Below are 15,199 nucleotides of genomic sequence, written 5' to 3' on the forward strand. Positions count from 1 at the left end.
ATGCGCGCCGCTTTCGCTTGACGGCGGAGGCGCACTTATAGGATTAAAACGCGAATTCGATCGTATCGACGGCACTCTTTGCGCCTGCCGACGGTTTGTGACATTCAATCCGGCTTAGCTCGAGTTGCGGATTTTCCGCAATTTGAGACAGTATCCGCAGGTAATCCTCGGTCAAGGTGCGGATCATCGCTTCTTTGAACAGCTTGGTGGCGTAGAAGAAGCCCCCGCTTAGCGCCCCGTTGTTTTCATACATAAACAGCGTCAGATCGAACTTCGCTTCTTCCAATTGGTCAAGCTCGTAATTCTTCAGGCTGACCCCTTCCAGCTCGGCGTCTCGTTCTTCGATATTTTGCAAATCGAAAACGGCATCGAACAACGGGAAGCGGCCAGGCTCCCGCTTCACATTCAAACGCTCCACGAGTTCTTCGAATGGATAATCCTGGTTCTCGAAAGCGCCCAAAGCCGTTTCCTTTACTTCTTCCAGGTAAGACAAGAACGTTTTGTCGCCCGACGGACGATTTCGGATCGCCAGCGTATTGACAAACATGCCGATGACCGGTTCCAAATCGGCATTCGTTCTTCCCGCCACCGGGGTGCCCACGATTAAGTCCTCCTGACCGCTATACTTGGACAGCAGCACGGTATAAGCCGCAAGCAGCACCATGAACAGCGTGCTTTCACGCTCGGCCGCCAATTCGCGCAGCCGCAGAGAGAGAGAAGCTTCGACGTTGAACTCCAGATGCGCGCCTTCGTAGTTGCGAACCGCAGACCGTTCATAGTCCATCGGCAGGTCCGCCGTTGGCAGCTCGCCTTCAAAGGTTTGCAGCCAGTACGCTTCCTGCCGTCCGATCCGCTCTCGGTGAGCTTTCGACTGCTGCCAAACGGCATAATCCTTGTATTGAATGCGCAGTGGCGGCAGTTCCTGCCCGGCGTAGAAACTCGAGAACTCATCCATCACAATCGCCATTGATACCCCGTCGGACACGATATGGTGCATGTCGAAAAGGAGAATATACAGATTTGGCTCCAGTTCAATGACCCCGGCACGCAGCAGCGGCGGCTTGCCGAGATCAAACGGACGAACAAAGCTTCGAACGATCTGCTCAATTTGAGCCGCATCCTCTTTATCTGCTTGATGATGCTCGACAGCAAAATCGACCTGCGGGTAAATTCGCTGAACCGCTTCACCCTTCACGATTTCAAAACCGGTGCGCAGCGATTCGTGCCGTGTTATCAATTTCCGCAAAGCGGCTTCCAACCGGTCTAAATCAAACTGACCTTCCACCTGCACCAGCTCCGGCATGTTGTAAAGCTGATCGGCCCCATCCAGCGTGTGCTGAATGAACAGCCGTTTCTGCGCGGAGGACAGAGGATAGTACTCTCTTTCCTCCGCTTGAGGAATGAGCTCATGCTCCTGCCGTTCCATCCGGGCGATCGCCTCGGCCATCGCCGCAATCGTCGAGTGACGGAATACGTCGCGCAGCGGCACATTGACGTTTAATTCCTTAAATACCTTGCCCGCCAGCGTCGTCGCCCGCAGGGAGTGGCCGCCAATGTCGAAGAAGTTGTCGTGAACGCCAATCTCCTTCGCAAGCCCCAGCACCTCCTGCCAAATCGCCGCCAGCTTCGTTTCCAGCTCATTGCGCGGTGCGACGTACTCCGTTCCGCTTCCCGCTTCCCCTTCCGGCGCTGGCAGCGCCTTCCGGTCAATCTTTCCGTTCGGCGTCAGAGGCAGACCCTCCAGCTCCACGAAGTACGACGGGATCATGTAGCCCGGCAGCTCCTGTGCCAGCGAGCCGCGCAGATCGTTCACTGCCAGCTCCGCTCCGGTATCCAGCGTGTAATACGCGCATAGCGCCTTCTGCCCGTTCGCGTCACTTCGAACCAGCACCACCGCTTCGCGTACGCCTTCCACCCGCAGCAGCTGCGACTCGATCTCGCCCGTTTCAATCCGGTACCCCCGGATTTTCGCCTGGTTGTCGATCCGGCCGATGAAGTCCACGTTCCCGTCCTCCATCCACCGCGCCAAGTCTCCCGTGCGGTACAGCCGCTCGCCCGCGGCGAACGGACTGTCTACGAACTTCTCTTCCGTCAGCTCCGGACGGTTCAAGTACCCGCGCGCCACGCCGGCTCCGCCGATAACCAGCTCGCCCAGCACCCCAACCGGCACCGGATTCAAATGCGCGTCCACGATGTAGAATTTCGCATTCAGCCACGCTTTGCCGATCGGCACATGGCCTGTCTGCGGCAGCTTCGTCAGCGGCTCGTCGTAGAAGCTGGAGTCGATCGCCGCTTCCGTCACGCCGTAGGCGTTGATGATCCGGAATAACGAGCCGAAGCGCTCCTGCAAGGTCCGGTAATCCGCCACGCTGCAGCTGTCCGAGCTCGTGATCAACAGCTCCATCCCGCTCATATCCAGCCCTTGCTCGTGCACGTACTCCAGGAACGGCACGATCAGCGCCGGCGTCGATTCGAAGATGGTGACCCGCTCCCGCTCCATCCAGTAGTGCAGACGAGACGGATCGATCCGGTCGTCCTTCGGCACAATCACCATCGTGCCTCCGTTGTACAGCGTCCGCGCGATATCTCCCACGAACACGTCGAACGAGAAGCTGGCGAGCTGCAGCAGCCGCACCGGGAACTGATCCAACCGGTATTCCCGCCGGTAGCCCGCCGCCGTGTTCACCAGGCTGCGATGCTCGATCATCACGCCCTTCGGCTTGCCCGTCGTTCCCGATGTGTAGATCACGTACGCCAAATCCTTCGGACGGGCTTCATGGAAGCTGCCCATGCCAACATGCGGATGGCTCTCATCGCTGGCATCCACAGCAGCCGTCAGCTTGCCGGAGACCATGCCGGAGCCAATCGGCGCATTCGCCCGCTCCTCGCTGTACGACGCTTCGTCGTCGAGGTACAGCACCGCCGCCAGCGCCAGCTCCTCTTCGCCGAGCCAGGCTTCGGCACGCTCTCGCAGCGGCGTTTGCGTCAGCAGCACCTTCGCTCCGCTGTCTTCAAGCATGAACCGCACGCGGTCTGCCGGATAATCGGGGTCGAGCGGCACATACGCCCCGCCCGCTTTCCAGACGGCCAGCACGGCCACCAGCAAGTCCACCGAACGCTCGGCGAGAATGCCGACGATCGTCTCCCGGCCGATGCCGCTTGCGCGCAGTATGGCCGCCAAGCGGTTCGCCCGCTCGTTCAGCTCCGCATACGTCAGCCGGTCGTTCTCGTACACGACGGCCTCCGCTTCCGGCGTGCGCTCCGCCTGTTCCTCGAACAGCCGATGGAACGCGGCCGCAGGAGCCGCTTCCGGCTGCGCAGGGTTGAGCTCGACGAGAATTTGTTCTTTTTCCTCTGCCGTCAACAAGTTCAGCTCGGCAATCTTCGCATCCGGACGGCTTACGATCGCTACGAGCAGCTGCTCGTAATGCTTCGCCACCCGTTCGATCGTCTCCCTTTTGTATAGAGCCGTCGCATATTCGAAGCTGTAATCCAAGCCGCCGTTCTCCTCGCCCACATCCAAGCTGATATCAAACTTCGCGGTATCCAGTGCGCTCGGATAAGGAACCAGGCGAAGCCCTTCCAGCTCAAATTCCTCGTTCTCTGTATTCTGCATCGTAAACAGCGTGTCGAAGAGCGGATTGCGGCTTAAATCACGGGGGACTTGCACCTTATCCACCAATTCTTCAAACGGATAGTTTTGATGCTCGAAGGCGTGGAGAGTCGTTTCTTTGACTTCGTTCAGGTATGACAGGAATGTCTTCTCCGAAGCCGGATAACTGCGGATAGCCAGCGTGTTTAGAAAAATCCCGATCAACGGCTGCACATCTCCATGATTCCTTCCGGCAATCGGCGTACCGACAATTACGTCTTCCTGACCTGAATATTTATGCAGAAGCACTTTATACGCCGCAAGCAGCACCATAAACAGCGTTGTGCCCGTTTCCGAGGCAAGCTGCTTCAGGCCGTCGGTTTTCGAAGCGTCGAAGAAAAACTCCAGCGTTTGTCCTTCGTAACTCTGCACGGCCGGACGCGGATAGTCGGTCGGCATTTCCAGCACCGGAAGCTCGCCTTGGAACATGTCCAGCCAGTACGCCTCCTGATGTTGAAGCCGTTCCTTCTGCTCCTGCGAATGCTGCCAAACGGTGTAGTCTTTGTACTGAATGCGCAGAGGCTCCAATTGCTCGCCGCCGTACAAGCGGACGAATTCTTCAACAAAGATTTCCATCGAGACACCGTCGGAAATAATATGATGCATATCATACATTAGAATATGGCGTTCCGGAGCCAGCTCGACAAGGCCTACTCTCAGCAGCGGAGGCTTCGCCAGGTCAAATGGACGGACGAAACGGCGAACCGTCTCTTCGGCCTCTTGCTCATCCGCTCGATAGAACTCCACCGTAAAATTCAAGTCCTGGTAAATCCGCTGCGATGCTTCGCCATCCACCATTTCGAACCCGGTGCGCAGCATTTCATGCCGCGCCATGAGCTTACGGAACGCTTCTTCGAACCTTGTCCGGTCCAAAGCCCCCTCCAGCAGCATCGCCTCCGGCATGTTGTAGCTAAGCTCCGCGTCTTCCAGTTGATTCAGGATAAAGAGACGTTTTTGAGCAAAAGATTGCGGGTACACCTCCCGGTCATCCGCCACCGGAATGGCAACGAATGTCTGCTCATCCAGCCGGGAAATGGCGGCCGCCATGCTCTCGATCGTGGAATGGCGGAACACGTCGCGCAGCGGCAGATCCACGCTCAGTTCCTTGTGCACCTTGCTGACCAGCGTCGTCGCCCGCAGGGAGTGGCCGCCGATGTCGAAGAAGTTGTCGTGAACGCCAATCTCCTTCGCAAGCCCCAGCACCTCCTGCCATATCGCCGCCAGCCTCGTTTCCAGCTCATTGCGCGGTGCGACGTACTCCGTTCCGCTTCCCGCTTCTCCTTCCGGCGCCGGCAGCGCCTTCCGGTCAATCTTTCCGTTCGGCGTCAGAGGCAGGCCCTCCAGCTCCACGAAGTACGACGGGATCATGTAGCCCGGCAGCTCCTGCGCCAGCGTGCTGCGTAAATCGTTCACTGCCAGTTCCGCTCCGGTATCCAGCGTGTAATACGCGCATAACGTCTTCTGCCCGTTCGCGTCACTTCGAACCAGCACCACCGCTTCGCGCACGCCTTCCACCCGCAGCAGCTGCGACTCGATCTCGCCCGTCTCGATCCGGTAGCCCCGGATTTTCGCCTGGTTGTCGATCCGGCCGATGAAGTCCACGTTCCCCTCCTCCATCCACCGCGCCAAGTCTCCCGTGCGGTACAGCCGCTCGCCCGCGGCGAACGGACTGTCTACGAACTTCTCTTCCGTCAGCTCCGGACGGTTCAAGTACCCGCGCGCCACGCCGGCTCCGCCGATGACCAGCTCGCCCAGCACCCCGACCGGCACCGGGTTCAGATGCGCATCCACAATGTAGAATTTCGCATTCAGCCACGCTTTGCCGATTGGCACATGGCCTGTCTGTGGCAGCTTCGTCAGCTCCTCGTCGTAGAAGCTGGAGTCGATCGCCGCTTCCGTCACGCCATAAGCATTGATGATCCGGAACAACGAGCCGAAGCGTTCCTGCAAGGACCGGTAATCCGCCACGCTGCAGCTGTCCGAGCTCGTGATCAACAGCTCCATCCCGCTCATATCCAGCCGCTGCTCGTGCACGTACTCCAGGAACGGCACGATCAGCGCCGGCGTCGATTCGAAGATCGTCACTTGCTGCTGGCTGATCCAGTAGTGCAGACGAGACGGATCGATCCGGTCATCCTTCGGCACAATCACCATCGTGCCTCCGTTATACAGCGTCCGCGCGATATCTCCCACGAACACGTCGAACGAGAAGCTTGCGAGCTGCAGCAGCCGTACCGGGAACTGATCCAACCGGTATTCCCGCCGGTAGCCCGCTGCCGTGTTCACCAGGCTGCGGTGCTCGATCATCACGCCTTTCGGCTTGCCCGTCGTTCCCGACGTGTAGATCACGTACGCCAGATCCTCCGGACGGGCTTCATGGAAGCTGTCGGTGCCGACATGCTGATGGCTCTCATCGCCGTCATCCACAGCAGCCGTCAGCTTGCCGGAGACCATGCCGGAGCCAATCGGCGTATTCGCCCGCTCCTCGCTGTACGAGGCTTCGTCGTCGAGGTAGAGCACCGCCGCCAGCGCCAGTTCCTCTTCGCCGAGCCAGGCTTCGGCGCGTTCCCGCAGCGGCATTTGCGTCAGCAGCACCTTCGCTCCGCTGTCTTCAAGCATGAACCGCACGCGGTCCGCCGGATAATCCGGATCGAGCGGCACATACGCCCCGCCCGCTTTCCAGACGGCCAGCACGGCCACCAGCAAGTCCACCGAACGCTCGGCGAGAATGCCGACGATCGTCTCCCGGCCGATGCCGCTTGCGCGCAGCGTGGCCGCCAAGCGGTTCGCCCGTTCGTTCAGCTCCGCATACGTCAGCCGATCGTTCTCGTACACGACGGCCTCCGCTTCCGGCGTGCGTTCCGCCTGTTCCTCGAACAGCCGGTGGAACGCCGCCGCAGGAGCCGCTTCCGGCTGCGCCGGGTTGAACGCGCCGAGAATTTGTTCTTTTTCCGCTGGTGTCAAAATGCCCAACTCGGCAATCTTCGCATCCGGACGGCTTACGATCGCCGCAAGTAAATGTCCAAAATGAGTCGACAGCCGCCGGATCGTGCTTTCTTTATAAAGAGCCGTTGCGAATTCAAAGCTGCACTCCAGGCCGCCGTTTTCTTCCGTAACATCCACACTCAGATCGAACTTGGCCGTGCCGTATTCACTAGGGTACGGGGACAATTTCAGCCCTTCCAGCTTAAACTCTTTATCCTCCAAGTTTTGCAGGGAGAACATCGTATCAAACAGCGGGTTGCGGCTCAAATCCCGGCTGACCTGCACTTTATCGACGAGCTCTTCAAACGGATAATTCTGATGCTCGTAAGCGCCTAAGGTCGTTTCTTTCACTTCTTCCAGATACGACAGGAAGCTCTTCTCCGAAGCCGGATAATTGCGGAGCGCCAGCGTATTGACGAACATTCCGATCAGAGGCTGCGTGTCTCCGTGCGTTCTGCCCGCAATCGTCGTTCCGACGATCAAATCGTCCTGACCTGTGTATTTATGCAAAAGCACGGTATATGCCGCAAGCAGCACCATATACAGCGTCGTTCCTCTTTGAGCGGCCAGCTGCTTCAAGCCTTCGTTCGTTGCCTCGTCCACGAAGGACGTCAGCGTTTGTCCCTCAAAGCTCTGCACGGCAGGACGCGGATAGTCCGTCGGCATTTCCAGAACCGGCAGCTCGCCCCGGTAACGGTCCAGCCAGTAAGCTTCCTGGCGTTTCAACTGCACTTTTTGCTCGTCCGACTGCTGCCATACCGAATAGTCCTTGTATTGAATGCGCAAAGGCTCTAACGACTCGCCGCCGTACAGACGAACGAGTTCCTCGACTAACACGTCCATCGAAACCCCGTCGGAGACGATATGGTGCATGTCGAAAATCAGCAAATAACGTTCGGCTGCCAGCTCTACGAGCTCCGCCCGCAGCAGCGGAGGCTTCGCCAAGTCGAAAGGCCGGATGAAGGCCTGCACGACTTCAGGCGCTTCTTCCTCGCTCGCATGACGGTACTCGACGGCAAAGTCGACGCTCTCGTAAATGCGATGTAATGCTTCGCCTTGTACGATCTCAAAGCCGGTTCGCAGCGTTTCGTGCCGTGCGATCAGTCCGCGGAAAGCCTTCTCCAGCAGGCTCCGGTCAATCGATCCTTCCAGCAGCAGCACGCCCGGCATGTTGTAGCTCTGATCGGCCCCTTCCAGCTGATTCAGGATAAACAGCCGCTTCTGAGCTGAGGAAAGTGGATAATATGCTCTTGCGCCTGCCAGCGGAATCGACGAGAACGACTGCTCTCCGATCCGGGAGATGGCGAGAGCCATCTCTTCGATCGTCGAGTAGCGGAATACGTCGCGCAGCGGAAGTTCGACGTTCATTTCCTTCTGAATCTTGCTGACAAGGTTCGTCGCCCGCAAGGAGTGGCCTCCGAGCTCGAAGAAATTGTCCAGGACTCCAATGCCGGAGTAACCCAGCACTTCCTCCCAGATCTTCACAAGCTGGGACTCCGTCCGGTTACGCGGCGCTACGTATTCGACGCCCGTTTGCAAGCCGCCTTGCGGCTCCGGCAGCGCTTTGCGGTCCACTTTGCCGTTGGACGTCAGCGGCATGCGCTCCAGCTGCACGAAGTACGACGGGATCATGTACCCCGGCATTCCCTGGGCCAGCGAGGTTCTCATTTCACTGACCGTCAGCATCCGGTCCGCCACAAAGTAGGCGACAAGCGCCTTCTCGCCCCCGCCGTCCTGACGGGCGAGCACCACCGCTTCTTCCACGCCCTCGACGTTCAGAAGCTGCGTCTCGATTTCGTCCAGCTCGATCCGGTACCCGCGGATTTTGACCTGGTGGTCGATCCGGCCCAGGTATTCGATGTTGCCGTCCGGCAGCCAAGCCCCCAAGTCGCCCGAGCGGTACAGCTTCTCCCCCTCCGCAAACGGGGAATCGACGAACTTCTCCGCCGTCAGATCCGGACGGTTCAGGTATCCTCTCGCCAGGCCTTCCCCGGCCACGTACATTTCGCCCGCTACGCCGATCGGCACTGGGCGGCGGTTTTCATCCAGGACGTACACCTTCAGCGTCGGGATCGGCTTGCCGATATTGCTCTTCGCCGCCTCCATTTCGACCCGCGTAATTTCCTTATACGTCACGTGAACCGTCGTCTCGGTAATGCCGTACATATTGATCAGCTTCGTCTCCGGGTACTTCGTCTTGAAGCCCTTGAGCAGCAGCGGACTCAGCGCTTCGCCCCCGAAGATGACGTTGCGAATCCGCAGATCGTACGGATGATCCGCCAAGACCTCACGCAGCAGCTGGTAGAAGTACGTTGGCGTCTGGTTCAAAATCGTGACCTGTTCGCGGCCCAGCAGCGCCAGGAAATCGGCCGGATTTTTCGCCGTGAGCGGCGGTACGATGACCAGCTTGCCTCCGTACAGCAGCGCTCCGTACATTTCCCAGACGGAGAAATCGAAGCAGAACGAGTGGAACAGCGTCCACGTGTCGGACGGCCCGAAGTCGAACAGGTTCTTTTCGTTGAACAGGAGGCGCACCACGTTCTTATGCTCGATCAGCGTTCCTTTCGGTCTGCCGGTCGTTCCCGACGTGTAGATGACATAAGCCAGGTTGCCCGGTCCGGAAATCGGTTCCAGGTTCAAAGCGTCCAGCGCACCTTCGGAGTCCGCCCCTCTGTCGCCCCAAACGAAATCATCCAATTCGAGGCGCGTTCCTGCGAAGTCGGTCTTCTCGTGCAGATGCTTTTGAATCAGCAATAACGGCGCGCCCGAATCCTCGATCATGAAGCGGATGCGCTCCTCCGGGTAGTCGGGATCGACAGGCACGTAGGCTCCGCCCGCTTTGAGAATCGCCAGAATGCCGACGACCATATCGAGCGAGCATTCGGCCAGAATCGCTACCAGCTGGTCCGCTTCTACTCCCGTCTCCCGCAGCTTCCGCGCAAGGCGGTTGGATCGCTCGTTCAGCTCGCGGTAGGTCAGCTGCCGCTCGTTCATGACGGCGGCCACGTGGTCCGGGTAAAGCTCCGCCTGCTCTTCGAACAAGCCGTGAATCGTCTGCTGCCGCGGAAATTCCGTAGTGGTGTCATTAAAACGTCCGAGAAGGTCGGCCTTTTCCGCCTCCGTCACAAGTTCCAGCTCACCCACGGTAATTTCCGGGTTATCCGTCACCTGCTCCAGCAGATGGACGAGATGCCCCTTGAGCCGTTCGATGCTGTCTTTATCGAACACCTCGGCGTTAAAGTCGAACCGAATTTCGATCTCGGCTCCCGGCACCACGGTCACGTTGAAGTTATAGTTCGTCTGCTCCTCCATCTGAACGTCAGTGATCGTCAGGTCGCCGTGCTGCTGGTCGCCCGCCTGCTCCATCTGCTCGTCCACCGGATAGTTCTCGAAAGCGATGATATGGTTGATCAGGTTTTGCTTTTGCACGCTCCGGGCTTGAATTTCATACAGCGGATAGTAAGCATAACGCCCGGACTCCAGCGCCCGCTCTTGGAGCTTCGCCATCAGGTCGGCGAACACGGTGTCCCCTTCGCTCGTGATGCGGACCGGCACCGTATTGATGAACAGCCCGATCATGGACTCAATGCCCGGGATTTCCGCCGGTCTTCCGGCCACGACGCTGCCGAATACGGCATCGTTTGTTCCGTTATATTTTTGCAGCATCACGCCCCAAGCGGCTTGCAGCAGCGTATTGACCGTAACCAGACGCTCTTTCGCCACCCGGTCCATCCGCTCGCTCAAGTCCTTGCCCAGTTCGGCGGTGACGTGATCAGCCGTAAATCTGCCGTTCGGCTGCGCTTTCTTTTGCCCCGGGAGTACGGTTTGCCCTTCGTAACCTGCCAGGAACGCCGTCCAATAGCCGGATGCCGCCTGATCGTCCTGTTTCTCCAACCATTCGATATAAGCGCCATAATCCGATCCCTTATCTCCGACTGGCTGCTTGCCGGATGCCAAGGCCGAGTATGTCTCGAACAGCTCCTGCGTCAGTTGCGGCAGGCACCAGCCGTCCATCAAAATATGCTGGAAACTCCACAGCACATGATAGCTCTGCTCTTCGGTGCGCAGGATCGTAACCCGAACGAGCGCGTCATGTTCCATGTCGAAGCCGCGAAGCTTGTCATCCTCGGCCTTTTTATCCAAATACGCTTGTTTCTCGTCCGGCTGCAAGTGAAGCAGCTCTTCATATTCAAAACCGACCGGCTTGTCGCGGTATATGATTTGCAGCGGCTCGCCCGCTGGTCCTTTCACAAAATTCGCCCGCAGCACCAGATGACGTTTCGCAAGCTCCATCCAGCTCCTCTCGAAAAGCTGGACGTCAAGCGCTCCCCGCATCGTAAACCGCGTCTGCTCGAAGTAAGCGGCCGTTTGCCGGTCAAGCGCGCTGTGGAACCACATGCCCTTCTGCATCGGCGTAAGCGAGTAAATATTTTCGATTTCCCCGACATGGCCCGAGCGCTGGCCAATTTGCTCCAATTCCGCGATGGTCAAGCCTTTAAATTGCACATCGCTCGGCGTCAATTCGGTGTGTTCTTTGCCTGCGCAGTGGGTAATGAGCTCTCGGAGACTTTGCTCAAGCCGCTGAGCGAAGGCTTCCATCGTTTCCTTGCGATACTGCTTCCGGCTGTAGCTGAGATCGAGCGATAGAGCGCCGTCCAGCACCATGCCGTTGATATCCAGCACAAAGCTGCGGGCCTGCCGGTCGCTGGCCGGGCTGCCGCTGGAATAAGAAGATATAGATATGCCGATCTCGTCCTGATTGACATCATCGTCGAACTGGCCGAGGTAGTTAAAATTAATTTCCGGCTCTGCGTCCCAAACAAAGCCATCCTCCGATTTGGAGAGATAGCGGCATACACCGTACCCAAGCCCCTTGTTCGGGATGCGGCGCAAGCTTTCCTTGACCTGTTTAATCTGATAGGCCAAAACCCGGTCGGTTTCCGGCTCCAGGACGACCGGAAACTTGGTCGTAAACCAGCCGACTGTGCGCGTGATGTCGATATCCGTTCCGATCGATTCGCGTCCGTGTCCTTCGAGATTGATCCGCACCCGTTCGTGTCCCGTCCACTTGCGAACGGCTATGCCGAGCGCCGTTACCAAAATATCGTTCATTTCGGTGTTGTAGGCCCGGTGAACCCGCTTCAGCAGCAGCTCCGTTTCTTCGGGAGTCAAACGGACGAACAGCGATTCGCTGTCCTGATGCGTCGTAACGTCCGCCTCCAGATCCTTCGGCAAGGCCGGAACCGCAATTTGTTCCACGGCCTGCCAATAAGCCCGTTCCTTTGCCATCTCCGGGCTTTGCGCGTAAGCGGCCAGCTGCTCGGACCAAGTGCGGTACGCATCCGTTTTCGCCGGGAAACGAATTTCCTCGCTTTTGCCGGCCTGCTCGTAACCCAGAGCGAAATCCTCCATCAAAATGCGCCAAGACACGCCGTCCACCACGGCATGATGAACCGCGAGCAGCAAATGATCGCCGTCCGCGCACCGGAACAGTCCCGCCTTCACGAGGGGCCCGTTCTCCAGATCGATGCCCGCTTGAATGTCCGTTGCCTTCGCTTCCACAGCCTGCGCGGTATTCTCCGCACCCTTGAAGTCGAACACGTCCAGCGTGAACAGCCCGCCTTCCTGAATCGCGCGGTTCCGCTGGCTACATCCTTGTTCCGTTTTGCGGAACACCATCCGCAAGGCGTCATGATGCTCGGCCAGCTTTTGCAGCACCTGACGCACCGTCTCTTCGTCGAAGCGTTCCTTCCGGTACAGCATCACCGACTGGTTGAAATGATGCGGGTCGGCAAAGGAGCTCTCGAAAAACCAATGCTGAATCGGCGTCAGCGCCGTTTCACCCGTTATTTCGCCTTGATCGATGGTACGTCCGATCGGTTTCACATGCAGGCTGAGCTGTGAAATCGTCGGATATTTGAACAAATCCCGGATTTCCAGCTTGTACCCGGCTTGATGAAGCCGCGAAGATACTTGAATGGACTTGATCGAGTCTCCGCCCAGCTCGAAGAAATGATCCGTTACCCCAACGCGATCGGCGTTCAATACCGCCTGCCACACATCGGCAAGCGTCCGCTCGGCTTCATTGCGGGGAGCTACGTACGCGCCGCCGGTCAGCGCGTTTCCTTCTGGGGCGGGCAAAGCCTTGCGGTCGATTTTGTCGTTCGGCGTGAGCGGCATCCGCGGAAGCTGAACAAAATGCGCCGGAATCATGTAATTCGGCAATTTTTGCGCCAGCGCGCTTCTCAGCTCGCCGAGCGTAAGCGGGCGGCCCGCGACCAGGTAAGCGCACAATTCTTGCCCGCTTTTGCCTTCCCGCGCGATTACCATCGTCTCCTGCACGGAGTCGATCTTCAGAAGCTGCTCTTCAATCTCGCCGATCTCGATCCGAAATCCACGGATTTTCACCTGATGGTCGATCCGGCCCAAGTACTCAATATTTCCGTCCGGTAGCCAGCGGGCGAGATCTCCCGTCCGGTAAAGGCGTTCTCCCGGCGCAAACGGATGTTCCACGAACTTCTCTGCCGTCAGCTCCGGATGGTTCAGGTAACCTCTCGCAAGCCCCACGCCTGCCACGCACAGCTCGCCGTCCACTCCCGGAGGCACAAGCTGCAGGTGGGCATCCAAAATAAAAATCCGGTGATTGGCCAGCGGGCGCCCGATCGGAATGACTCTGCGCTCCGGCTGCTCCTCATCCGCATCCCAAAGCGTCGTAACAATCGAAGCTTCGGTAGGGCCGTAAGCATTGAAATAGCGGACCTTCGGTTTCCACTGCTGCACGAATTCGGCCGATACCGCCGAGCCTCCCGTGACGAGCTTCGTTAAGCTGGGAAGGCGGTCCGGGTTCAAATAAGCGCTGTACGTCGGAGGCAAAATCGCCGCCGTAATCGCATGCTCGTTCATATAACTCTCGAACAGGCGGTTGTCGAGAATCGTCTCGGCCGTCGGGATGTACAAAGCCGCGCCAAAATAGAGCGCTTTGAACACTTCCCAGCAGGACGCGTCGAACGACAGGCTGGCGAATTGAACGATCCGGTCATGCTCCGTGATGCCCAGCCTGTCCGCGAACATCAGCTTCAAGCTGACCAAACCGCGATGCTCCAGCATGACCCCTTTGGGTTTGCCCGTCGTACCTGACGTATAGATGACATAAGCCAGATCATTCGGACCGCTGGCCGGCTCCAGGTTCGTTCCATCGTCGCTGTAGGCCTGCTCGTCATCCAGCGCCAACACGGTCCCTTCGAACGGCACCTGCCGCTTCAGCTCCCTTTGCGTCAGCAGCAGCTGCGCGTTCGAGTTCTCCAGAATGTAGCGGATGCGTTCTTCCGGGTATTCCGGGTCGATCGGCACGTAGGCGCCGCCAGCTTTCAGAACCGCCAGAATGCCAACGACCGTCTCCAGCGATCTCCTGGCCATCAAGCCTACCAGCTGATTGGGCAGCACGCCGACCGATCGCAGCGTCCGCGCCAGCCGGTTCGCCCGTTCGTTCAGCTCCGCGTACGAAAGCCGCCGCCCCTCAAAGACAACCGCCGTTGCTTCGGGCACCCGCTTCACCTGATCCTCCACGAGCTGATGAATCGTCCGCTCACGGGGATAGTCCTTCTCGGTATCGTTAAAGCTTTGCAGCAATTGAAATTTCTCGTCCTCCGACAGCATGTCCACCCGCACGATGTCCAGCTCCAACTCGTGAAGCCCCACGGCCAGCAGGCGATTCAGATGGCCGACGACCCGAGTCATGAACTTGGAGTCATATAAGTGCTCGTTATATGACAGCGCTAGCTGTATCGTCCCGCCGGTTAAGCTGAATTCAAAGGAACAATCCGTGACCACGTTTTGCCCGATTTCGTCCAGATGCAGCTCCTTAAGGGATACTAGCGTATGGATGACGGGTATCCCGTCTGCATATTGCAGGTCCAGCTTCTCCGTCATTTTCAAGAACGGAATATGTTGATGCTGAATCGCCTCCGGCAAGGAAGTCCTCAGATCGCTCAGAAGCGTTTTAAAAGTCGCACCCGCCGAAAGCGAGTTTTTCAAAATGACCGTATGATTAACGGATCGGCGCGTCTCCGTCGGTTTCCGTACAACCGGCATGCCGACCAGAATGTCAGAAGCGCCTGTATATTTATGCAAGAGTGACTGGACACCGGCGAGCAAAATCATAAAAGCGGCCAGTGGAGCGCCCTTGCTCATTTGAAGGACGCGCTGCGCCGCTTTCTCCGAAAGCGAACCGCCGACGGTTGTCATAATGGGCGCCTGGGAGCTTGGAGCTTTGCTGTAAGGCAGCCGCGACAAGGTATAATCGTCGCTACCGAATTTTTCATTCCAAAACAACGTTTCTTTTTCAAAAGCCACCTGGATCGTCCCCCTCTCTACATCGGTAAAAGCAATCCGGCGGAGCATATGCCGCAGCAACGCTGCAGCCTTGCTCCCCGCCTTTTCAAACCTGTGACAACAATATCAATGGCTTTCGCCAGGTCACCGCTTCGCTTGCCCGGTTGATCGCATGCGGCAATCCTCTGCCTAGCAGCTGTCCCGCTCGGCTCCCATGCGTGAAAGACAACA

Annotated in this window: 1 protein-coding gene; it reads right to left on the reverse strand. The window is 58.2% G+C overall.

Annotated elements, in window-relative coordinates; all coding sequences use genetic code 11:
• Window positions 1–43 precede the first annotated feature (43 nt).
• On the reverse strand, window positions 44–15,037 hold the full coding sequence (locus tag L6439_RS24515) for a non-ribosomal peptide synthetase (RefSeq protein ID WP_237096959.1): 14,994 nt from the start codon (window positions 15,035–15,037) through the stop codon (window positions 44–46).
• Window positions 15,038–15,199: the final 162 nt, after the last annotated feature.

Origin of the sequence: Paenibacillus dendritiformis, from assembly GCF_021654795.1 — a bacterium.
Classification (GTDB): domain Bacteria; phylum Bacillota; class Bacilli; order Paenibacillales; family Paenibacillaceae; genus Paenibacillus_B.